The 21679-nt window shown below is 72.2% G+C and carries 21 protein-coding genes and 2 tRNA genes; 16 read left to right on the top strand and 7 right to left on the bottom strand.

The features are described 5' to 3' along the window. Positions 1 to 145: 145 nt before the first annotated feature. The gene (locus tag PV789_RS21540) at positions 146 to 1924 is read right to left on the bottom strand and encodes an ABC transporter ATP-binding protein (protein WP_274978205.1); all 1779 of its coding nucleotides are present in this window, start codon (positions 1922 to 1924) and stop codon (positions 146 to 148) included. Positions 1925 to 2062: 138 nt separating this feature from the next. Between PV789_RS21540 and PV789_RS21535 the strand changes: the two genes are divergently transcribed. After that, positions 2063 to 2662: a TetR/AcrR family transcriptional regulator gene (locus PV789_RS21535; protein WP_274974275.1), complete on the top strand. Its 600-nt coding sequence runs from the start codon at positions 2063 to 2065 to the stop codon at positions 2660 to 2662. Positions 2663 to 2738: 76 nt separating this feature from the next. Here PV789_RS21535 and PV789_RS21530 read toward each other — a convergent pair whose 3' ends face one another. Then, positions 2739 to 3059 (bottom strand): GroES family chaperonin, encoded by a 321-nt coding sequence (locus PV789_RS21530; RefSeq protein ID WP_498047650.1) that lies wholly within the window; start codon positions 3057 to 3059, stop codon positions 2739 to 2741. 127 nt (positions 3060 to 3186) lie between these two features. On the opposite strand from PV789_RS21530, the gene PV789_RS21525 reads away from it, so the two are divergent. The 4 genes from PV789_RS21525 (at position 3187) to PV789_RS21510 (ending at position 6620) form a co-directional block, all read left to right on the top strand. Continuing rightward, positions 3187 to 3259 (top strand) — tRNA-Ala (locus PV789_RS21525). Between the two features lie 302 nt (positions 3260 to 3561). Continuing rightward, a complete protein-coding gene (locus PV789_RS21520; RefSeq protein WP_274974274.1) occupies positions 3562 to 5340 on the top strand; it encodes a siderophore-interacting protein in 1779 nt (592 codons plus the stop codon). A gap of 105 nt (positions 5341 to 5445) precedes the next feature. Next, positions 5446 to 6312 carry an SRPBCC domain-containing protein gene (locus PV789_RS21515; protein ID WP_274974273.1) on the top strand — a complete coding sequence of 289 codons (867 nt, stop codon included), beginning with the start codon at positions 5446 to 5448 and terminating at the stop codon, positions 6310 to 6312. After that, a complete protein-coding gene (locus PV789_RS21510; protein WP_274974272.1) occupies positions 6309 to 6620 on the top strand; it encodes an ArsR/SmtB family transcription factor in 312 nt (103 codons plus the stop codon). Before PV789_RS21515 ends, PV789_RS21510 begins: the two co-directional genes overlap by 4 nt. Here the strand turns inward: PV789_RS21510 and PV789_RS21505 are convergent. Then, positions 6595 to 6810 (bottom strand): hypothetical protein, encoded by a 216-nt coding sequence (locus tag PV789_RS21505; protein WP_274974271.1) that lies wholly within the window; start codon positions 6808 to 6810, stop codon positions 6595 to 6597. The two genes, PV789_RS21510 and PV789_RS21505, sit on opposite strands and share 26 nt — an antisense overlap. 159 nt (positions 6811 to 6969) lie before the next feature. On the opposite strand from PV789_RS21505, the gene PV789_RS21500 reads away from it, so the two are divergent. The 4 genes from PV789_RS21500 to PV789_RS21485 all read left to right on the top strand — a co-directional run bounded on the left by PV789_RS21500 (position 6970) and on the right by PV789_RS21485 (position 10296). Continuing rightward, positions 6970 to 7042 (top strand) — tRNA-Ala (locus PV789_RS21500). 284 nt (positions 7043 to 7326) lie between these two features. Then, positions 7327 to 7674 carry an ArsR/SmtB family transcription factor gene (locus PV789_RS21495; protein ID WP_212643269.1) on the top strand — a complete coding sequence of 116 codons (348 nt, stop codon included), beginning with the start codon at positions 7327 to 7329 and terminating at the stop codon, positions 7672 to 7674. Then, positions 7671 to 8144 (top strand): SRPBCC family protein, encoded by a 474-nt coding sequence (locus PV789_RS21490; RefSeq protein ID WP_274974270.1) that lies wholly within the window; start codon positions 7671 to 7673, stop codon positions 8142 to 8144. Before PV789_RS21495 ends, PV789_RS21490 begins: the two co-directional genes overlap by 4 nt. A 67-nt stretch (positions 8145 to 8211) precedes the next feature. Next, positions 8212 to 10296 carry an ATP-dependent DNA helicase gene (locus PV789_RS21485; protein WP_274974269.1) on the top strand — a complete coding sequence of 695 codons (2085 nt, stop codon included), beginning with the start codon at positions 8212 to 8214 and terminating at the stop codon, positions 10294 to 10296. A 36-nt stretch (positions 10297 to 10332) separates the two neighbouring features. Here PV789_RS21485 and PV789_RS21480 read toward each other — a convergent pair whose 3' ends face one another. Together PV789_RS21480 and PV789_RS21475 are read right to left on the bottom strand one after the other, a co-directional pair. Beyond that, on the bottom strand, positions 10333 to 10860 hold the full coding sequence (locus tag PV789_RS21480) for a DUF6315 family protein (protein ID WP_047870739.1): 528 nt from the start codon (positions 10858 to 10860) through the stop codon (positions 10333 to 10335). Positions 10861 to 11043: 183 nt separating this feature from the next. After that, positions 11044 to 11391 (bottom strand): hypothetical protein, encoded by a 348-nt coding sequence (locus PV789_RS21475; protein ID WP_047870738.1) that lies wholly within the window; start codon positions 11389 to 11391, stop codon positions 11044 to 11046. Positions 11392 to 11618: 227 nt separating this feature from the next. Here PV789_RS21475 and PV789_RS21470 point away from each other — a divergent pair, with 227 nt between their 5' ends. Further along, positions 11619 to 13136 (top strand): hypothetical protein, encoded by a 1518-nt coding sequence (locus tag PV789_RS21470; RefSeq protein ID WP_274974268.1) that lies wholly within the window; start codon positions 11619 to 11621, stop codon positions 13134 to 13136. Between the two features lie 73 nt (positions 13137 to 13209). Here PV789_RS21470 and PV789_RS21465 read toward each other — a convergent pair whose 3' ends face one another. Next, positions 13210 to 13995 carry a glutamate racemase gene (locus PV789_RS21465; protein ID WP_274974267.1) on the bottom strand — a complete coding sequence of 262 codons (786 nt, stop codon included), beginning with the start codon at positions 13993 to 13995 and terminating at the stop codon, positions 13210 to 13212. 253 nt (positions 13996 to 14248) lie between these two features. Between PV789_RS21465 and PV789_RS21460 the strand changes: the two genes are divergently transcribed. The 5 genes from PV789_RS21460 (at position 14249) to PV789_RS21440 (ending at position 20260) form a co-directional block, all read left to right on the top strand. Next, positions 14249 to 15694 carry an FAD-binding oxidoreductase gene (locus PV789_RS21460; protein WP_274974266.1) on the top strand — a complete coding sequence of 482 codons (1446 nt, stop codon included), beginning with the start codon at positions 14249 to 14251 and terminating at the stop codon, positions 15692 to 15694. Positions 15695 to 15763: 69 nt separating this feature from the next. Then, on the top strand, positions 15764 to 17050 hold the full coding sequence (locus PV789_RS21455; protein ID WP_274974265.1) for an SAM-dependent methyltransferase: 1287 nt from the start codon (positions 15764 to 15766) through the stop codon (positions 17048 to 17050). 227 nt (positions 17051 to 17277) lie between these two features. Further along, a complete protein-coding gene (locus PV789_RS21450; RefSeq protein ID WP_047870734.1) occupies positions 17278 to 17763 on the top strand; it encodes a hypothetical protein in 486 nt (161 codons plus the stop codon). Positions 17764 to 17958: 195 nt separating this feature from the next. Further along, positions 17959 to 19242 carry a sugar ABC transporter substrate-binding protein gene (locus PV789_RS21445; RefSeq protein ID WP_274974264.1) on the top strand — a complete coding sequence of 428 codons (1284 nt, stop codon included), beginning with the start codon at positions 17959 to 17961 and terminating at the stop codon, positions 19240 to 19242. A 112-nt stretch (positions 19243 to 19354) separates the two neighbouring features. Next, positions 19355 to 20260 carry a carbohydrate ABC transporter permease gene (locus PV789_RS21440; protein WP_212644324.1) on the top strand — a complete coding sequence of 302 codons (906 nt, stop codon included), beginning with the start codon at positions 19355 to 19357 and terminating at the stop codon, positions 20258 to 20260. Positions 20261 to 20283: 23 nt separating this feature from the next. Here the strand turns inward: PV789_RS21440 and PV789_RS21435 are convergent, their stop codons facing one another. After that, positions 20284 to 20583, bottom strand: a complete 300-nt coding sequence (locus PV789_RS21435) for a hypothetical protein (protein ID WP_274974263.1) — start codon at positions 20581 to 20583, stop codon at positions 20284 to 20286. Positions 20584 to 20746: 163 nt separating this feature from the next. Here PV789_RS21435 and PV789_RS21430 point away from each other — a divergent pair, with 163 nt between their 5' ends. Then, complete coding sequence (locus PV789_RS21430; RefSeq protein WP_274974262.1) at positions 20747 to 21646, top strand: carbohydrate ABC transporter permease; 900 nt, start codon at positions 20747 to 20749, stop codon at positions 21644 to 21646. Positions 21647 to 21679 lie beyond the last annotated feature (33 nt).

Here is a 21679-nt window from a genome sequence, read left to right as displayed (position 1 = left end):
CGCCGCGGCGCCGGGTACGGGCACCGCGGGGCACGGCGCACGGGACGGAAGAAGAGGACGGACCGGGCCGCGGGCAGGTGTGCCCCCGCGGCCGCGGCCGTCGAACCGTTCGCGCCACCGGTTCTGGCCGGATGCTACCGTGCGCTCACGTGACCGGCGTCACCTGGTCCGCCTCGGTCCGGTCACCGCCGGGTTCGGCAGCCCCGGTCTCGGCGATGTGCAGTGCCGTGACGAGCTCCCGGTACAGGTCGTCCCGGTCCATCAGCTCCCGGTGAGTGCCCCTGGCCCGCACCCGCCCGTCCTCCATCAGCACGATGGTGTCGGCGTGGATCACGGTGGACAGCCGGTGCGCGATGGTCACCACGGCCGCCCGCGCGGCGTGGGCGCGCACGCTCTCCGTGATGGCGGCCTCGGTGATCGCGTCCACCTGCGAGGTGGCCTCGTCCAGCAGCAGCATGTCCGGCGAGCGCAGCAGGGCGCGGGCCAGGGCGATGCGCTGGCGCTGGCCGCCGGAGAAGGACGTGGCGTCCAGCGGGGTGTCCAGTCCCTCCTCCAGGGCGTCGATCTTGTCGGCCAGCCGCACCTGGCCCAGGACCCGGCGCACCTCGTCCTCGGTGGCGTCGGGGCGGCTGAACAGCAGGTTCTCCCGGATGGTGCCGGGGATGACCGGTGTGTCCTGCTCCACGTAGGCGAAGCGGCCGCGCACCTGCCCGGGGGTGAGCTCCCGGTAGGGGGTCCCGTCCAGGAACAGCTGCCCCTCCTCGGGTTCGAGGAAGCGCAGCAGCAGCGAGAACACGGTGGTCTTGCCCGCGCCGGAGGGCCCCACGATCGCGGTGTGCCCGCGCCGGGGGACGGACAGGTCCACGCCGTCCAGCGCGGACTCGGCGCCGGGCGCGTAACGGGCGGTGACCCCGCGCAGTTCCAGCAGCGCGCCCGGGCGGTCCCCGTCCGGGGAGGGGACCGGCGCGTCCGCGTCCGCCGCCTCGGAGGAGGGTTCGAGCGGGATGGCCTCCACCTCGCGGATGCGCCTGGCCGCGGCCACGCCCGACTGGAGGGTGGTGACGCTCTGGGACAGCTCCATGACCGGGGTCATAAGGGTGAACGCGTAGAGCAGGAAGGCGATGAGGGTGGAGACCTCGATCGCGCCCGATGACACCCGCAGCGCGCCCACGCCCAGGATGGAGATGATGGCGAGCTGGATCCCGCTGAACGCGATCGTCCAGGCGACCGCCTCGCGCCGCACCGAGCGCACGCCGTGCCGCGCGGACTCCCGCGCGTGTTCGAGGATCTGGCCGCTCAGGCGCTCCTCGGCCCGGCTGACCTTGACCGTGCGCACCGCGCGCAGCGCGCCGTCGAGCATGCCGCCCATCAGGCCCAGGGAGTTCTGCGCCCTCTCCTGCGCCTTGGCCAGGGCGGGCATCAGCGTCAGGAACAGGACGGTGACCACGAGCACCGCGACGAAGGTGACCGTGAGCAGGAACAGGTCCAGCACGCCCATCATGACCAGCGTTCCCACCAGCAGCACGCCGCCGTTGATGAGGCTGATGACGCTGCTGGAGGCGGCCTCGCGCAGCAGGACCGTGTCGGAGGTCGCCCGGGTGACGAGCTCGCCGGAGGAGCGGCGCGACAGCGGGATGAGCGCGGCGCGGAAGTAGCGGCGCACCAGCGAGGTGCGCGCGTCCAGCACCACCTTCTCGGCGACGGTGCCGAGGAGGATCCAGTGCCACAGGCCGGACACTGTGCCCAGCACGAACAGGCCCAGCAGCAGGGCGATCGGCACGAGTAGGCCGCCCCCGCCGGAGACGGTGTCCAGGACCAGCTTGATCACCATCGGGTTGGCGAGTTCGAGCGCCGAGCCGAACAGGGCCAGCACCAGGCCCAGCGCCAGCTTGTTCCGGTGCGGGCGCACGAACGACCACAGCACCCGGAGCTGGGCGAACCGGGGTTCGGGCACACCCGGTTTCGAGTCGGTGTCTACTTTGGATGGATCAGTCATGTTTTAAAGTAGGTCATAGGCGACCGATTATTGTCAACCAATTACCGACAAGCTTAGGATGAGGGCATGGTGAAGAGCGCTCCCTCAGACGAAGAGACGAGGACGCGCGCCCGGACCCGGCGCGCGATCCTCGAAGCGGCGGTGGAGGTGCTCGGGGAGAACTCCTCGGCGCCCCTGTCCCAGGTGGCCAGAACCGCGGGCGTGGCGCGCAGCACGCTCCAGCGCTACTTCGCCGAACGCGCCGACCTGGTGTGCGCCCTCGGCGAGTACGCCGACGAGCTCATCAACGAGGCCACCGAGCGGGCGCGCACCACCGAGGGAACCGGACTGGAGGCCTTCCGGCGCCTGGTGCCCGAGTACTTCGGGCTCCAGAAGGTCGTCATGCTGGCCTTCGGGGCCGACGACTCCTGGGACGAGATGCTGGAGGAGGAGTGCGGGGAGGCTGACCGGGCCCTGTTCGCCCTCGTCGAGCGCGGCCACGCCGACGGCAGCATCGACCCCAGGATCACCCCGGTGTGGACGCAGCAACTCCTGTGGGCAGGGCTCTACGCGGCCTGGGCCTACGTGAGCGCCAGCCGCACGCCCGCCTACGAGTCCCTCAACCTGTGCGTGCACTCGCTGACCAAGGCCATCGCCAACCCCGGCCGCGACGGCGCGGCCGACTGACCCGGAGCCGCGCGAAGCCGGGTGTCCGCCCCGGGCGGCGCGTCGAGGAAGTCGGGTAACCCGCCGGGGGAGGGGGCTACAGGTACAGGCCGGTGCCGCGCTCGGGGGCCTCGTTGGCCACGGCGTGCACGTCGCGCTCGCGCAGGATCACGTAACGCTCGCCGTTCAGCTCGACCTCGCCCTGCTCCTCGGGATCGAAGAGCACCCGGTCCCCGGTCTTGACGTGGCGGGCGCTGGTCCCGGCGCCGACGACCTCTCCCCACGCGAGCCTGGTCGCCAGCTTCACCGTGTCCGGGATGACCAGGCCGGCGCTGCTGCGCCGCTCGGTCCTGTCCGGGACCGACTTCACCAGCAGGCGGTCGTGGAGCATCTGGATCTCAAGCTTTGATTCGGGCACCACTCCAGGGTATTCGGCGCGGAAACCGGCCACCGCACGTCCACCCGAGAGCCCCGAGGTCGCAACCCACTCCCAACCTCCGGTACAGTAATTCCATCGCCGAGCGGGGGAACCGCCCGGCATACAAGGGGCTATGGCGCAGTTGGTAGCGCGCCTCCATGGCATGGAGGAGGTCTGGGGTTCGAATCCCCATAGCTCCACGGTCGAAGGGCGACCCTGCTCGCGCGTGAACGCGCTCGCCGGGTCGCCCTTCGTGCTTTTCGGGGGAGACCCCCCGAACCCCCCGAGGTACCCCCCTGCGGTCGGGGTGGCGGTGATCGGTGGGGTGGGTGGGCACTCCCTTGCGACGTGAGGTTTCGCCTCCGGGCTCCTGCGGCTGGGTGCGGCCGAGTCCCGTGTGCGGTTCCGGCGTCGATCCACTTGCGGGGGGCGGTTGCGCTGCGGCATCGGCGGTTAGGTTAGCCTCACCTGGCTTGTGCCAAGGCTTCCCTCAGGAGTTCTCATGCCCCGCACCTCACGGCCCCTCCGGATCCACCCCATCGTGCTGCGCCGCGCGGAGGTGGCCCGCGTCGTCGACGTCACCCCGAACATGCGCCGGATCACTCTGACGGGAGACGATCTCACCGCGGGGAGGATGGGCGGGGGCTTCGAACGCCCCGCGTTCCGCTCGGACGGGTTCGACGACCACGTGAAGCTGGTCATCCCGCCGACCGACGGCCCGCTGCCGCACGTCGGCACGCAGGAGGAGAAGCGGTTCGCGTGGAACCCCGAGGTGCTCGCCCTGACCCGCGACTACACGGTGCGCTCGTACGACCCGGAGGCGAACACCTTCGACATCGACGTCGTGCGCCACGACCACGGCCTGGCCGCGGCCTGGGCGTTCCGCGCGCGGCCGGGGGACCGGATCCACTTCGCGGGCCCCAAGTCGTGCGCCCTGCGCAACGACGAGGCCGAGTGGCACCTGCTGGCCGGAGACGAGACGGCGCTCCCGGCGATCGGCCGCTGGCTGGAGGAGGCCCCCGAGGGCACGCGCGGGCACGTGATCGTCGAGGTCCCGACCGAGGCCGACCGCCAGGACATCCCGACCGCCGCGGACGTCAGCGTCGAGTGGCTCGTGCGCGGCGGACTCCCCGCGGGCACGGGCACGCGGCTGTTCGACGCGGTGCGGCGCGTGGCGGTGCCGGACCAGCGCGTCTACGCCTGGGTCGGCGGCGAGGCGATGACCATCGCCCCCATCCGCCGCTACCTGCGCGGGGACTTGGGGCTCCCGAAGGAGGACGTCGAGGTCGTCGGGTACTGGCGCAGGCCCAGGAGCACGGACGACAGCGCGCAGCGTGACGACGCCGAGCGCCTCGTTCCCGCCGACACCGGCGGCACGACCCCCGCCGAGCTGCTCCACGAGGTGCACGAGATGACCGAGCTGGCGCCGCCGATCATCACGCGCGTCGCCGTCACGCTCGGCATCGGCCCGCTCATCGCCTACGGCGTCTCGACCCGCGACGGGATCGCCCGCGAGACCGGCGTGGAGCCGACCCGGCTCGCACCCCTGCTCGACGCGATGTCCGCGCTGGGACTGGTGGAGCGGGACGGCGACCGCTACCGCAACACGGCCCGCGGCGGCGTCCTCATGGAGGAGTCGGCGGTCGAGGGCCTCTCGCTCGACAACCCGGCCAACCGCGAGGCGCTCGGGTTGATCGACCTCCTCGACGTGCTGCGCTCGGGCCGTCCCTCGCCGCGCCTGGGCGCGTCGTCGTGGCGTGAGCGCCGGGCGGCCGACGGAGTGCTGGACGGCGTCCACCACGACCGCGCCGCGGACGACCTCCAGTACGTACTCGAACCGCTCGCGCGGACCGCCCCGGTCGCGGGCGCGCGCACCCTCGCCGTCTTCGGCGACGCGGCCCCGTTCGTCGCCTCGCACCTCGCGCGCGGGCGCACCGTGCAGCTGCCGGGCGACGCCGACCCCGCCTGGCCCGCACACGACTGCGCCGTCCTCGTCGGCGCCCTGGAGGGCCGATCCGACGAGGAGGCGCTCCCGCTGCTGCGCGCCGCGTTCGCCGCGGGCCCCGCCCTGGTGCTCGCCGAACGCACGTCCGACAAGGCCGCCGCCGACGACCATGCCGCCGAGCACGCCCTGACGAGTCTCGCGGTCACCGGCTCCGTGCTGCGGACCCGGGAGCGCATCGATGGCCTCCTGCGCGCCGCCGGGGCGTCGCGGGTGGAGGCCACCACCCTGGGCTGGGGTTTCGGCCCGTTCGGGACAGTGACCGTCGCACATGCGTGAACTCGCCGCACCCGGCCGCGCGCGGCCTTGCGCAACCATGAGGTCGCACCACGGGTGGCTTGGGTGCAACCATGGCGTTGCACATCAAGGGATCGGAGAAGAGCCATGGACGAGACGCTGGACCGGGTCGAACGGCAGGTGGACATCGCGGCGCCGCCCGAACGCGTCTGGGAGCTGGTGACGCGACCGGGCTGGATGATCAACGACGGCGCGATCATCGACCACGAGACCGAACGGGACGGCGACGTGGACGTCGTGCACGACCCCGTCCACGGAACCTTCCGGGTGCGCACCGAGAAGCTCCGGCCCCACTCCTACGCCGCCTTCCGCTGGCTCGCCCGCGAGGGGGAGGGTTCCGCGCTCGTGGAGTTCTGGATCCTGGAGCGCGACGGGGGAGGGGTGACCCTGCGCGTCGCGGAGAGCGGCTTCTCCACGCTGAGCGACTCCGAGGCCGAACGGCGCAGACTCCTGGAGGAGACCACCTCGGGCTGGGAACTGGAGCTCGCGGCCGCGCGGTCCTACCTCGACCCCGCGACCGTCGAGCGGTCCGTGCACGTGGACGCCGCCCCCGCCGGGCTCTGGCCGGTGCTCACCGAACCCCGGCACTTCGCCGCCTGGTACGCCTTCGGCGGCGCCGACTTCGAGGCCGTGCCCGGAGCGGCGATGGAACTGCGCTGGGAGGAGCACGGCACCTTCCGCGGACGCGTCGTCGCCGTCGAGGAACCGACCCTCTTCTCGTACCGCGTCGCGGCCGAGCCCGACACCGAACCGGGGGAGGACGACAGCACCCTGGTCACACTGCGCGTCCGCGAGTCCGGGAAGGGCTCGCTGCTCACCGTCACCCAGAGCGGGTTCGACGCCCTCGCCGCGCGCCTGGGAACCGTCCCCGACAACGTCGCCACGGAGACCGAGGGGTGGTCCGGAGGCCTCGCAGCCCTCGTCGGACACCTGGCGCGGACGGCGGAGCCGTGACCGGCGAGGCCACCGCGTTCGCGGCCCTGGGCGACGAGACGCGCTGGAGCATCCTGGTCCGGCTGGGCCGCGCGCCCGCGTCGGCCTCGGCACTCGCCGAAGAACTGCCGATCAGCCGCCAGGCCATCGTCAAGCACCTGGAGGTCCTGCGCGGAGTCGGCCTGGTCGAGTCCGAGCGGCGCGGCCGCGAGGTGGTGCACCGCCCGGTCGGGGCGCGCCTGAGCGAGCTGGGGCGCGATCTCCAGCGCGTCGCGCGGGTCTGGGACCGCAGGCTGGAGGCGATCAGGAAGCTGGCGGAGGAGGACTGAGCCGTTCGTCCACGAAGGCGAGGAGGCCCGGATCGCCCGAGGTCAGGCGCTCCACCTCCTCGCCCCCGTCGCACCGGCACAGGGCCACCGTCACCTCGGAGGCGGTCCGCCCCACCACCCGCCACACGGCGCCGTGGTCCTCCCAGCGGACCAGGGTTTCGACCGGGTTCTGTCGTGGTCTGTCGCTCATGTCCTCTCATGTGCCCCGCCCGGGGGTGGTTGAAGAGGGGCCTGGACGGGCGTCCCGGCCGTCCCGGAGCGCGCGGGGGTGTGTGGGCCGGCCGACACTGCGGCTGGTCATCCCACCCCCACACGTCCGATAGACTCGAATCGTTGCCGAAAAGCACACGGGGCTATGGCGCAGTTGGTAGCGCGCCTCCATGGCATGGAGGAGGTCTGGGGTTCGAATCCCCATAGCTCCACGGACGAAGGGCGACCCTGCTCGCGCGTGAACGCGCTCGCCGGGTCGCCCTTTGCGTTTACCGGGGGGAGACCCCCCGAACCCCCCGAACCCCCCGAGGTACCCCCCTGTGGTCGGGGTCGTGGTGTTCGGCGGGGTGGGTGGGGCGTTCTCCCCCGGCGCGGGGCTTCGCCCCGAGACGCCCCCTGTGGTCGGGGCCGAAGCGGTTCTTCTCTCTTGACTCGTTGGTGTGTCATGGGTCATAATCAACGCATCGGTTGATTAACAGGAAAGTTGAATACGCAGATGGCGACCGACCCGTTGAGTCTCACGTTCGCCGCACTGGCCGACCCGACCCGTCGGGCGCTGCTGGCGAGGCTCGCCGAGGGTGAGGCCACCGTCAACGAGCTGGCGGAACCGTTCCCCATCAGCCTCCAGGCGGTCTCCCGGCACCTGAAGGTGCTGGAGCGGGCGGGCCTGGTCAGCCGGGGCCGCGACGCGCAGTGGCGCCCCTGCCGACTGGAGACCGCCCCCCTGGAGGAGGCGACCGGGTGGATCGAGCGCTACCACCGCCAGTGGGAGGACCGCTTCGACCGGCTCGACGCGGAGATCCGCCGGATCCAGCAGACACAGACCACAGGAGAGCAGTCATGAGCGACCTCACGGTGATCGCCGAGCCCGGGCAGCACGACATCGTCGTCACGCGCAGCTTCGACGCGCCCCGCGGCGTGGTGTTCAGGGCCATGACCGAAGCCGAGCACCTCGCCCGCTGGTGGGGGCTCAAGGAGAACGAGACCGTCATCGACCGCGCGGACCTGCGCCGGGGCGGTTCCTGGAGGTTCGTCGAGCGCGCCCCCGACGGCCGGGAGTACGCCTTCCACGGCGTGGTCCACGACGTCGTCGCGCCCGAGCGCTTCGTGCAGACCTTCGAGTTCGAGGGCATGCCCGGACACGTGTGCCTGGAGACCACCACCCTGGAGGAGGGGGACGGGCGCACCCTCTACACGTCGACCACCGTGTTCCAGAGCGTCGAGGACCGCGACGGCATGGTCGAGTCCGGCATGGAGTACGGCCTGAAGCAGTCCATGGACGCACTGGACGAGCTGCTGGCCGCGATGGGCTGAGCGCCTCCGGCCGATCCCGCCTGTGGACAACGCCCGCCCTGTCCTCCGCGGCCGGTACTGTCGATCCGTGGCAGATCTCCCCGACGTCCCCACCCTGCTCGACGCGGCCGTCGCCGCCCTGGGCGGCAGCCGCCGCGAGGGCCAGGCGACCATGGCCGGTGCCGTGGCCGAGGCGGTCGACAAGCGCGAACACCTGGTGGTCCAGGCCGGTACCGGCACCGGAAAGTCCCTGGCCTACCTGGTGCCCGCGATCAGACACGCCATGGCCAAGGAGAGCACCGTGGTGGTCTCCACCGCCACCATCGCCCTGCAGAACCAGCTCATCGAGCGCGACCTGCCCCGCCTGGCCGGGGCCCTCGCGCCGATGCTGTCCCGCGAGCCCACGTTCGCCGTGCTCAAGGGCCGCCGCAACTACCTGTGCCGCAACCGGCTCCAGACCGCCGGCGAGGAGGCCGAGGACACCGAGCTGTTCGACCCGCGCCAGCTCTCCTCGCTGGGCCGACAGGTGGCCCGCCTGCACGAGTGGGCCGAGGACACCGTCACCGGCGACCGCGACGAACTCGTCCCCGGCGTCAGCGACCTGGCCTGGCGCCAGGTGTCGGTGGCCGCCAACGAGTGCATGGGCGCCCGGATCTGCCCCTTCGGCCAGGAGTGCTTCGCCGAGTTCGCCCGCGAGGCCACCCAGGGCGTGGACGTGGTGGTCACCAACCACGCCATGCTCTCCATCGACATGTCGCAGGGCTACCACATCCTGCCCGAGCACAACACGATCATGATCGACGAGGCGCACGAACTCGTCGACCGCGCCACCTCCGTGGCCACCGGCGTCCTGGGCGAGCGCACCGTCAACGCCGCGGCCAAGCGCGCCGCCCGCCTGGTCGAACCCGGGATCAGCGAACGCCTCACCGAGTGCGCCGACGGCCTCGCCCTGATGTTCACCGAGTCGCCCGACGGGCGCCTGGACCACATCGACGACGCCCTGGCCAACGCGGTCGCCGCCACCCGCGACGCCGCCTCGGCCTGCGTCACCGCCATCGGCCCCTCACCCGGGGAGCTGGACCCGGACGGCGCCAGCGACCGCCGCCTGGCCCTGGCCGCGCTCGGCGAGGTGCACGACACCGCCGTGCGCGTCCTGGAGTCCTTCGAACCCGCCCTGCGCGACCGCACCGAGGTCGTCTGGCTGACCAAGACCCCCGGACGCCAACCCGCGCTCCACGTCGCCCCGCTCGGCGTGGGCGGACTGCTGCGCGAGAAGCTCTTCGGCGACCGCACCGTGGTGCTGACCTCCGCCACCCTCACCCTGGGCGGCTCCTTCACCTCGCTGGCCAACCAGTGGGGCCTGGGCCGCGAGGTGGTCCAGGAGGCCGCCGAACGCGCCGCCGCGGGCCGCGGGCCCGAGCCGGACGGACCCCCGGACGGGGACGGCACCGACGACGAGGACGGGCCGCACCGCGCGGCCGGGGAGCCCCGCTGGCGCGCGCTGGACGTCGGCTCCCCCTTCGAGCACGCCCGCCGCGGCATCCTCTACGTGGCCACCCACCTGCCGCCGCCCGGCCGCGACGGCCTCGCACCCGCCTACCTGGACGAGATCAGCGGACTCATCGAGGCCGCCGACGGCCGCGCGCTGGGGCTGTTCTCCTCCATGCGCGCCGCCCAGCAGGCCGCCGAGGAGCTCCGCGAACGCCTGGACCAGCCGATCCTGTGCCAGGGTGAGGACTCCACCGGGCAGCTGGTGCGCCGCTTCGCCGAGGAGGAGCGGTCCTGCCTGTTCGGCACCCTGTCCCTGTGGCAGGGCGTGGACGTGCCCGGACCCTCGCTGTCCCTGGTGATCGTGGACCGCATCCCCTTCCCGCGGCCCGACGATCCGCTGGCCTCCGCGCGCCAGCGCGCGGTCGCCGCGCACGGGGGCAACGGCTTCCTGTCGGTGGCCGCCACCCACGCCGCCCTGCTGCTCGCCCAGGGCACCGGGCGCCTGCTGCGCTCCACCGAGGACCGGGGGGTCATCGCCGTCCTGGACCCGCGCCTGGCCAAGGCCCGTTACGGCGGCTTCCTGCGCGCCTCCCTGCCGCCCTACTGGGGGACCACCGATCCGGCGGTGGCCAGGTCGGCGCTGCGCCGCCTCGCGGGCCAGCCCGAACCCGCCGCCGGGTAGGGCTCCGGGGCCGTGTCGCGCGAGCGCGGTCCGGTCTCAGCCGCGCGTGCGGTAGCCGAACAGCCGGACCGCGTACGCGGGGGACTCGTCGTCCTCCGCCTCCTGGATGAACCAGCGGTCGTCGTGCTCGCCCACCAAGAGCTCGTTCCACATCATGTCGATGAGCTTGAGCCGGGAGACCACGGACGCCTCGGGGTCCAGCACGATCGAGTAGGCGCGGTCGGTCAGCCGCTGGGTCACCATGCCCACGGACTGGCCGTCCCAGATGGCCGGGACGGGGGCGTGCCCGACCTCGACCCCGCACAGCCGCAGCTGCTCCACCTCCTCGTCGAGGGCCTCGGCCGCCAGGGCGCCGTCCAGCCGCAGGGCGTCCTCCAGCTCGTCGCGGTCCTCGTCGGCGCGCATGTAGGCGTGGTAGGTGCGGTAGCCGCAGGTGCGGCACTTGCGCCAGACGACGCAGCGGGCCAGTCCGTAGGCGGACTGCGCCTCGCCCACACTCTGGTAGTCGCTCACCTCGCGAATCGTGCCGCAGTCGCAGCACAGGGCCGTGAGATCCTGCTTCATCAGAGTCCCCCCTCCGAGGCGAGTATGCGACGGATGAAGCCCGTTAGGGAACCCGTTCTGCGAGGAAGTCGCGGCAAGGACTCGTCATCAATGCCCAAAATGACCCGGTCGCGGGTTTCGGACCGTCCCCAACGGCGTGTCGGTGTGGCGAGTCTTACCCTCGCCCAGTACGCCCGCGCGCCCTCACTCGTCCAGTGACAGGCCGCGCTTGTTGCGTGCGCTCCAGTCGCGCATCCGCTGCGGGTAGCCGACGATCTGCACGTCGTAGGCCGGGGCCGCCAGGTTCCGGGCCACCTTGCGGATCACGTCCGGCGAACCGCACCGGCGGCGGATCCACTCGCCGTCCGTCGCGACCGCGACCGCCGTGGCCCGCGTGGCGAAGGTCTCCGGTTCGACGAAGAACTCCACGCCCACCCTGCTCTTGGCGAACTCGATCAGCGCCTTGATGTCCGAATCCTCGGCATCCCGGTCGAAACGGGCCTTGCCCTTGCGGTTGGCCTTGCGGAGTCCGAAACGGTCTCGCCATCCCATCGGCGCTCATGTCCCCTTGGTGCAACTCGGTGCGGCCCGGTGCGGCTGGATGCTCGGGACCTCGCGAAGGCCCCCGCCGGGCACCACGGCCCCCGAGTCTAGCGGTCCGGGCCGTCCCCGACAGGACGCGTATCCCCCTGCTCCACGGCTTTGCGCGTTTTCCGGACAGCCCTGTCACGGCGCTGCTACGTTCTGTTCTCACATGGTGCTTACAGGGGGTGCAGACCATGCCGATGTGGACGTGGGCGGGGGAGACCGCACGACGACTCCGGGCGGTCGGCCAGGCGGAGCTGGCCGAGGCGGTCGCGGGTCTGCCCGTGCTCTGCGAGGCCGGGGACCCGGTGCGCGTGGAGGCCGTGGCCCGTTCGGCGCTGCGCACCGCGCGCCGACTGGTCGCCGAGGCGGGAGCGGTCGAGGCCGCGGTCCCGGGGGTCTTCGGCCCGCCGACCCTGTTCTTCCTGGCGCACTGGCCCCTGGCCGTGCGCGTGGGCGCCCTGGCCGAGGGCGGGCGCGCGCTCGCCCAGGTGAGCGCGGCGGCCGACGACGAACCCGAGCCCCTGGCCCACGGGCCGCTGCCGGTGTCCCTGCTGGAGACCCTGGTGCGCTGCCACGCCAACATCGACGCCCGCGGCACCACCGGACAGCGCCGCGAACTGCTCTCCACCCGGCGCCTGGCCGGTTGGGAGCGCACCCCCGCCTGGCCCTCCTTCACCCTCGCCCGGGTCAACCTGCTCATCGACGAGGACCTGGCCGACCGGGCCGAGAACGAGCTGCGGCGCTACGAGCACACCGCCACCGGCCCGGCCATGCTCGGCGCCGAGGGGGTGTTCACCCTGGTCAGGGCCCTGCGCCACCAGGACGAGCACGCCCAGGCGCTGGAGGTGCTGGACCGCATGGAAGCGGAGCTGGTCCTGGACGAGACCAATCCGCGCAGGGCGGCCCTGAACCGGCGCATCCGCTTCGAGCGCGCCCGGCTGCTGTCCTGGCTGGCCCGCCTGGGCCACTGCCCGCCCCAGGAGGCCATCGTCCCCCTGCCCACCGTTGAGGAGGCCGAGGCGTACCCGAGTCTGCGGCCCGCGTGGGTGGAGGCGGTGGAGAACCTGGTGTGCCAGGGCGCTGTGCGCAACGACTGGCGGCTGGGGGTGCGGGTGACCACCTGGTCGCGCTACTTCGAGCGGGTGGGGGCGCCGCGCCGCGGCGCCGAGCTGGCCCTGTCCGCCGCACGCCTGGCCGCGGTCCGCGGCGCCCGCTGGGTGGCCAGCTGCTCCGCGCAGCGGGCGGAACGGCTCATCGGGGAGCTGGGGAGCACCGAGGAGGTCCTGGGAGACCTGGCCGAGGTGCGCGCCATGATCGCGACGATGCCCCCGGTCCGGCCGCTGGCCCCGGCCGAGGAGGTGCTGGACTTCCTGCGGGCGCAGCCCGCGGAGGAGGTCGACCCCGAGCAGCAGGCCGAACAGGTCAACGCCGCCCTGGAGAGGATGCCGCACGACACCCCGCTGCTGACCGCGCTCGGCCAGGTCGGCCGGACCCTGATGCTCTCGGACGCGGCGACCGAGCCCCAGTGGCGCCACGTGCGCGAGCAGCCGGGGGACCAGCGCGCGGCGCTGTCCCTGCTGGAGACCCTCCTGCACGACAACGACACCGTCGGGGTGCGCACCCTCGTGAGCACCCTGGCCGCCGGTGCGCTGGACGGTCCGGTGCGGGCCGGCGCCCCCGGGCGGGGGACCCTGGCGCCCCACCCCTGACGGGCGGTCACAGGGGGCGGCCGTCGCCGGTGTGACGCCAGGGGCGGGCCGGACCGGAGCGGGAGGGGCATCCTCACACGGTCGCCGCGCCCACCCCGGAGGCCAGTGAGCGCCCCGCGGGGTAGGACAGCGCGGCGGCGGGCAGCCGGGAGGGACGACCGCTGGCCAGCACCCGCACCCGGCCCGGGGCGGCGCCCACGGGCCTCTCGCCGATCCGGCGCAGGGCCTGCGCGGCCACCGCTCCGGCGGCGGTGAACAGCTCCGCCCGCCCGCCCAGGGCCGCGGAGATCCGCGCGCCCACCAGGTCGTAGTGCGTGCACCCGAGCACCACGCCGTGCACGTCGCCGGGGGTCAGTCCGGCGGCGTAGGCCACCGCGTCGTCGATCAGCCTCGGGTCGGCCGACTCCACCGCCTCGGCCAGCCCGGCGCAGGCCACCGCGGTCACTTCCACGCCGCGGGCGAAGGTCTCGATGAGCTGGCGCTGGTAGCCGCTGCGCGTGGTCGCGGCGGTGGACCACACCGCGATCGGCCCTCCGGCCGCCGCCGCGGGCTTGATCGCGGGCACCGTCCCGATCACCGGGACGTCCGGCTCGAACTCGGCGCGCAGCTCGGCCAGCCCGTGCACCGACGCGGTGTTGCACGGCACCACCACCGCGTCCAGCGCCGCGCCCCCGGCGGCCTCCTGCGCGGCCCGGGCCCCGGCCAGGGCGCGCGCGACGATCTCGTCCGGGGTACGCGGACCCCAGGGCATGTGGTCCGGGTCCATCGACAGGAACAGGTCGGCGTCCGGCCGTGCCACACGCAGGGCCGCCGCGGTCGAGAGCATGCCGATACCGGAGTCAACGAGAGCGATACGCACGAACCCCGATCCTACGACCACCTCCGCACCGCACCGGCGGGACACCGCGCGGCGGCGTCGGATCCGCCCGCGGCGGCCGTGTTCCGGGCGTGACCTCAGGCAGGACGAGTAGGGGGAAGACACGGAACAAATGGGGTGGCACAAAGCCGTTACCGGTAGGTAGAACTGAGTGGATCGGCCGTCCCAGCCGCCCGGCGGCCATGGCCGACCCGGCACGCGAGTGCGTGTCGCCGACATCGGAACGGGAACTGGGATGACTTCTCAACAGCAGGTCACGGGCAGCGCCACCCCCGTGCGGACGGGGCTGGCCGAGCACATAGCGGCGGTCCACAAGCTGCGCCGCGACTACCGGGCCCTGCCCCAGAGGGCGCCGGTGCGCCTGGCCAAGCCCACCTCCAACCTCTTCCGGTTCCGCGAGCCCACCGGCGCCCCGGCCCTGGACGTGTCCGCCTTCACCGGAGTCATCTCCGTCGACCCCGTCGAGCGCGTCGCCGACGTCGGCGGCATGACCACCTACGAGGACCTCGTCGCGGCGACCCTGCCGCACGGCCTCATGCCGACGGTCGTCCCCCAGCTGCGCACCATCACCATCGGCGGTGCCGTCACCGGCATGGGCATCGAGTCCTCCTCCTTCCGCAGCGGCCTGCCGCACGAGGCCGTCCGGGAGATGGAGATCCTCACCGGAGGCGGCGACGTCGTCACCGCCACCAGGGACAACGAGTACAGCGACCTCTTCCACGGCTTCCCCAACTCCTACGGGACCCTGGGCTACAGCCTGCGCCTGCGCGTCGAACTCGAACCGGTCTCGCCGTACGTGCACCTGCGCCACGTGCGCTTTTACAAGGCCGCCGAGGCCATGGACGCCCTCGCCCTGGTCTGCGCCGACCGCGAGTACGGGGGCCAGCCGGTCGACTTCGTGGACGGGGTCGCCTTCGGTCCCGACGAGCTGTACCTGACGCTGGCCCGCTTCACCGACGAGGCCCCCTGGACCAGCGACTACACCGGCCAGGAGGTCTACTACCGGTCCATCCAGCGCTACGCGGGCAGCGGCCCCGGCGACTACCTCACCATCGCCGACTACCTGTGGCGCTGGGACACGGACTGGTTCTGGTGCTCCCGGGCCTTCGGCACCCAGCACCCGCTGGTGCGCCCCCTGTGGCCGCGCTTCCTCAAGCGCTCCGACGTCTACCGCAGACTGGTCGCCTGGGACCGGCGCACCGACTTCTCCCGCCTCCTCAACCACTACCGGGGGCGGCGGCCCAAGGAACCCCTCATCCAGGACATCGAGGTGGGCGTCGAACGCGGTGCCGAGTTCCTCGACACCTACCACGCCGAGATCGGCATGACCCCCGTGTGGATGTGCCCCCTCCGGCTCCGCGAGCCCCGCCGCCCGGGGCAGGGCGAGGGCGAGCACGTGTGGCCGCTCTACCCGCTCGACCACGACCGCCTCTACGTGAACTTCGGCTTCTGGGGCCTGGTCGACATGAAGCCGGGACAGCGCCGGGCCCACCACAACCGCCTGGTGGAGGAGACGGTCGCCGAACTGGGCGGCCACAAGTCCCTGTACTCGGACTCCTTCTACGGCGAGGAGGAGTTCTGGCGCCTGTACAACGGCACCGCCTACGCCGGGCTCAAGGAGGCCTACGACCCCGACGGGCGGCTGCTCGACCTGTACGCCAAGTGCGTGCGCAACCGCTGACGGCACGAGACCACCGGGACGCGACCCTAGGGGACGTCACCGCGTCCGGCTAGAGGGAAGGACAGAGTAATGCGGCTCGCTGAGATCTTCGAACGCGTCGTCGGACCCGACGCGCCCATCCGGTTCACCGCCTACGACGGCAGCGGTGCGGGGGACCCCGGCAGCGACGTGGCCCTGCACGTGCGGACCCCGGTCGCGGTGAACTACCTGGCGCAGTCCCCCAACGCCGTCGGCCTGGCCCGGGCCTACGTCTCCGGTCACCTGGAGCTGGAGGGGGACATGTACACCGCCCTCAGACGCATGGCGGACTTCGTCTTCGCCGACGGGTTCGGGGTCTCGGTGCGCGACGCGGTCGCGATCGCGCGGTCGGTGGGCTGGGTCAAGTTCGTCAACCGGGTCGCCCCGCCGCCGCAGGAGATGCGCCGGGGCCGCCTCAGCGGACTGGGCTGGCGCCACTCCAAGCAGCGCGACGCCGAGGTGATCCACCACCACTACGACGTCTCCAACGCCTTCTACGAGATGGTCCTGGGGCCGTCGATGACCTACACCTGCGCCGTCTTCGACGACGGGGACGGGGCCCCGGACCGGGTCGGCCGCTTCGACGGAGCCCTGGAGAGCGCCCAGTTCCGCAAGTACGAACTGGTCTCGCGCAAGCTCGGCCTGGAGCCGGGCATGCGCCTGCTCGACGTGGGCTGCGGCTGGGGCGGCATGGTCATGCACGCCGCCCGCGAGCACGGGGTCCGCGCGCTCGGTGTCACCCTGTCCAAGGAACAGGCCGACTGGGCGGCCAAGAGGATCGCCCAGGAGGGGCTGTCCGAGCTGGCCGAGGTCCGCCACATGGACTACCGCGACGTCCCCGACGGCAGCTACGACCGGATCAGCTCCATCGGCCTGACCGAGCACGTGGGGGCGGACAACCTGGCCTCCTACTTCGCCTCGCTCAACGACAAGCTCGTGCCCGGGGGGCGTCTGCTCAACCACTGCATCACCCGGCCGCGCAACGACCTGCCGTCCCTGAAACGCGGGGGCGTCATCAACCGCTACGTCTTCCCCGACGGGGAGCTGGAGGGCCCCGGCCGGATTCAGACCGCCATGAACGACGCCGGGTTCGAGATCCGCCACCAGGAGAACCTGCGCGAGCACTACGCCCTGACCCTGCGCCACTGGGGCGCCAACCTGGACCGCAACTGGGACGAGGCCGTCGCCGAGGTCGGTGCGGGCACCGCCCGGGTCTGGCGTCTCTACATGGCCGGGTGCGTGCTCGGCTTCGAACGCGACGTAGTGCAGCTGCACCAGATCCTCGGCGTCAAGCTGGACGGCACCGAGGCGCACGTGCCGCTGCGCCCCTGGTTCTGACCGGCCGCCCCACCCGCCGCCGCGGACCGCCGCACGGGCGCGCCGAAGGCCCTCCCTCCTCCCCCTTGTTCGCCGGGGGAGGACCTTCGGCCTGTCAGGGACCGTGCGGGTCCGCTTCGCGGCATCATGGACCCGGGGCGTGTCCGGCGGACGCACACCCCGCCGCGCGACCGGCGGGACCCGGCCCGGCACGCCCCGGCCGCACACCCACCAGAAGGGACCACGACGTGTCCTCATCCTCCGACGGCAGCACCGACGGGACCACGCCCGCGCCCGACGCGCCCGACCACGTCAAGCGGACCGCGATCGACCTGATCGAGGCCTACGCCGACCGCAACCGGCAGGAGCTCGACGGGGTCGTCCCGCGCGCCGCCGACGACGTCGAGGCCGTCACGTCCGAGCTCAAGGTCATCGCCGCCTTCCTCGGCCGCCGCGTGCAGCAGACCGGCGTGGTCTGGAAGCCCGCCGACTCCCGTGAGGCCGTCGCCCGCATGGTCGCCGAGATGCTCCCGCCCGAACTGGAGTTCGCCGTCTCCACCGCATGGGAGGCCCACTCGGTGGGCGAGGAGGAGGCCGCGGAGCGCTTCACCCGGGGCGACCCCATGGTCTACGTGCACATGCTCGCCGCCTTCGGCGCGGCCATCGGCCTGGCCGTGTACAAGCGGGCCGAACTCCTGTCCACCCTGCGCCAGGTCACCGGACTGTCCGAGTAAGGACGCACAGCCGAGGGACAAGCGGGTCGAAAGGGACTCGTGCGACACGCCGTACCGGCCGCGACACTCCGGATATGTCCAGCCTCCTAACGGCTCAGACACAAAAGGTAGTGGTTTACTTCACTCGACGCGGTTCTTTACGTAGGTTTCCTACCAACCCTGAGGGGACCCTCGAAAGGAACGGGAGGCGTGCCGATGGCCCGCAGAAGAACCCACAAGTACGTTCCGCTCCCCGCCGCCGTCGCGGCGCTGGTCCTGGCCGCGACGGCGTGCGGGAGCGGAGGAGGCGGGGCCGCCGACTCCGACGGCCTCCTGGTCTGGATCATGCAGGGCACCAACCCCGACGAGACGGGGTTCTTCGAGGCGGCCAACGCCGCGTTCACCGAGGAGACCGGCATAGAGGTGGACGTCGAGTTCGTGCCGTGGCAGGACGCCCAGAACAAGATCTCCACCGCCATCGCGGGCGGCACCATGCCCGACGTCGCCGAGCTCGGCAACACCTTCACCCCCGGTTTCGCCGACGCCGGAGCCCTGCACGACCTGTCCGGCTACGACATGGACACCTCCCGGTACATCCCCGGCCTGATGGAGATGGGCCAGTTGGAAGAGGGTGTCTACGGCGTCCCCTGGTACGCCTCCATCCGCTCCGTCGTCTACCGCACCGACGTCTTCGAGGAGCACGGCCTGGAGATCCCCGAGAACTGGGAGGAGCTGCGCGAGACCGCCCTGGCCCTGTCCGAGGCCGAGGAGGACATGATCGCCTTCCCCGTCCCCGGAGACGCCCAGTACTCGGTCATGCCGTGGATCTGGGGCGGCGGCGGGGAGATCGCCGTCGAGCAGTCCGACGGCACCTGGGTCTCGGAGATCGACAGCGAGGAGGCCCGCGCCGGCATCGGGTTCTTCACCGACCTGGCCCTGGAGGACGGCACCTCCACCACCGGCGCCGTCAACTGGAACGAGATCGCCGTCATGGAGGCCGTCGCGGAGGAGGAGGCCGCCATGGCCATCCTCGGCAGCGCCAACCCCAAGGCCATCCTGGAGGCCAACCCCGACCTGGAGGGCAGGCTGGGCTCCTTCACCCTGCCCGGCCAGGACGGCGGATACATGCCCTCCTTCGCGGGCGGCTCGCTGCTGTCGGTCTTCGAGGGCACCGGCCAGGAGGAGGCCGCCTGGCAGTACGTCCAGCACCTGACCGGCGAGGAGTTCGGCATGCGCTGGTCGGAGGAGACCGGCTTCTTCCCGGGCGTGGTCGACCGGGTCGACACCTTCTCCGAATCCGCCGACCCCATCCTGGAGCCCTTCGCCGTCCAGCTCAACGAGGCCAGCCGGGGCGTGCCCGTCACCCCCGCCTGGACCCAGGTCGAGGCCGAGAAGGTCCTGGTCGGCATGCAGCAGGACATCCTCAACGGCGAGGCCACCGTGGAGGAGGCCACCGAGAGCGCGGCCGACGAGATCGAGCGCATCCTCAACGGGGGGTAGACACGTGCGAACACCGGTCGGGTTGGGCACCGCCAGCAGCGAACCGGGGCCCGAGGCCCCCCGCTCCGCCGAGCCGTCCTCGCGACGGCCCCGGCCGCGGCGGGCGCCGCTCCTGGGCCACCGCGGCCGCAGGGCGCTCCTGCCCTGGGTGCTGCTCGCCCCCGCGCTGACGGTCATCGGACTGCTGCTGTTGCTCCCGCTCGCCCGGATCGTGTGGCTGTCCTTCCGCGAGTACCAGCTGCGCAACCTCGTCTCGGGCGAGTCCGACTTCATCGGGCTCGCCAACTACGCCGCCCTGCTCACCGATCCCTACCTGTGGCGGGTCGCCCTGCTCAACACGGTGGTCTTCGCCGTAGTCGCGGTGGTCACCACCATCGTCGTGGGCACGCTGGTGGCGCTGCTGCTGGCCACGCTGCGCCCGGTGCCCCGGATCATCGTGGTCTCCTGCATCATGGTCGCCTGGGCCATGCCCGCGGTCAGCGGAACCTACGTGTGGATCTGGATCTTCGACGTCGACAGCGGCGTCGTCTCCCAGGCCCTGGCCTCCCTGGGCCTGGTGGAGCCCTCCGGGTACAACTGGTTCGCCGACCGGCTGTTCTTCTACGCCATCGTCACGCTCAACGTGGTGCACGGGGGCTTCCCGTTCGTGGCGGTCACGGTCCTGGCCGGACTGCTCACGGTCCCCGCCGAACTGCACGAGGCGGCCCGCATCGACGGCGCGGGCGCCTGGAAGCGCTTCTGGCACGTCACCTTCCCGGTGCTGCGCCCGGTGTTCGCCGTGGTCACCGTGCTCTCCACCATCTGGGACTTCAAGGTGTTCGCGCAGATCTACCTCATGCCCGGCGGCGACGTGGGCGGCTCGGAGGTGCTCAACCTGGGCGTGTGGTCCTACGTGCGCTCCTTCGGCCACAACGACTACGGCCTGGGCTCGGCCATCGCCGTGCTGCTCACCCTGCTGCTGCTGGTGATCACCGTGTTCTACCTGCGCGCGCTCTTCCGAGAGGACGAGCTCCGATGAGCGCGGCGGCCCCCGCGGCCCGCTCAGCGGGCGGGGTCGTGGACCCCCGCCACGAGCTTGTCGCGCACCCGGCGCCAGTCGACCGAGGCCAGCGAGCGCCGGTCCAGGTCCTCGCGCACCGCGCCCATGGTCCGCAGGTCGTACTCGCCCAGCGGGCGCCCGTCGTCGTTGTCGCGGTTGACCAGGTTCTCGACGTAGGCGTGCAGCAGCCGTCCGCTGGGGTCGCGCAGGGCGTGCCGGACCGCGCGGTCGCGGAAGCGGGCGTCGTGGGGGATCCAGCTGATGACGACCTCGGTGGGGGAGGGCCCGGGGAAATCGCGCACGGTGCTACGCCACCGTCTCCGGCGACCCTGTCGACACGGCCATCACTCCTCCTCCGCCGGGGTGCGAAGGACGTCCCGCCCCGGACAGTGCAGGAGTCTAACGGCCCCGTCCGAACCCGGAACAACCGGATTCGGCCCGGTCACCGCTGAGGAAGGAACGCCCGTGGTCACGCGCACAGAGGCATCCGCCGCCGACACCGACTGGGAGGGCCGCGTCCGCGACGCCCGCCGCAGGGGCGAGGTCCGCAGGACCGGACGGTTCCTGGCCAAGTCCGCCGGAGTGGCCGTCCTGCTGCTGTTCACGCTCTTCCCTGTCTACTTCATGCTCATCAGCGCGTTCTCGGACCGGGCCACCTCGGGGGCCGGGGCGCTGCTGCCCACGGGGCTGTCCCTGGACAACTTCGTCTACGTGCTCACCGAGGCCAGGTTCGGCCAGTACATGCTCAATTCGCTCACGGTCGCCTGCATCACCGTGGTCGGAGCGTGCGTGCTGTCGCTGCTGGCCGCCGTGGCGGTGGCCCGCTTCCGGTTCCGGTTCCGCACCGCGGTGCTGGTGATGGTCCTCATCGTGCAGATGGTGCCGCTGGAGGCGCTGGTCATCCCGCTCTTCCTCCAGGTGCGCGACCTCCAGCTGCTCAACACCATGCTCGGCCTGGGCGTGGTCTACGTGGCGCTGTCCCTGCCGCTGGCGGTGTGGATGATGCGCGGCTTCGTGGCCGCCGTGCCCGTGGAGGTGGAGGAGGCCGCCTACATCGACGGGGCCTCCTGGGGCCAGATGTTCTGGCGGGTGCTGTTCCCGCTGGTGGCGCCCGGCCTGGTGGCCACGGCCATCTTCTCGTTCATCGTGGCGTGGAACGAGTTCGTGCTGGCGCTGACCTTCATGACCCAGAGCGAGAACTACACGGTGGCGGTCGGCCTGCGCCAGTTCTTCGGCCAGTACGCCAACGACTGGGGGCACGTGATGGCCGCCTCCACCCTCATCACCATCCCGGTCATGGTCTTCTTCGTCCTCGTGCAGCGCTTCCTGGTCTCCGGGCTCGTCCAGGGAGCCGTCAAGGGGTGAGGGCGGGGCCGGTCCGCGGGCCGACGCGGAGCG

The organism is Nocardiopsis camelliae (assembly GCF_028993595.1).
Taxonomy (GTDB): Bacteria; Actinomycetota; Actinomycetes; order Streptosporangiales; family Streptosporangiaceae; genus Nocardiopsis; species Nocardiopsis dassonvillei.
This window is presented reverse-complemented; position numbering and strand designations above follow the sequence as displayed.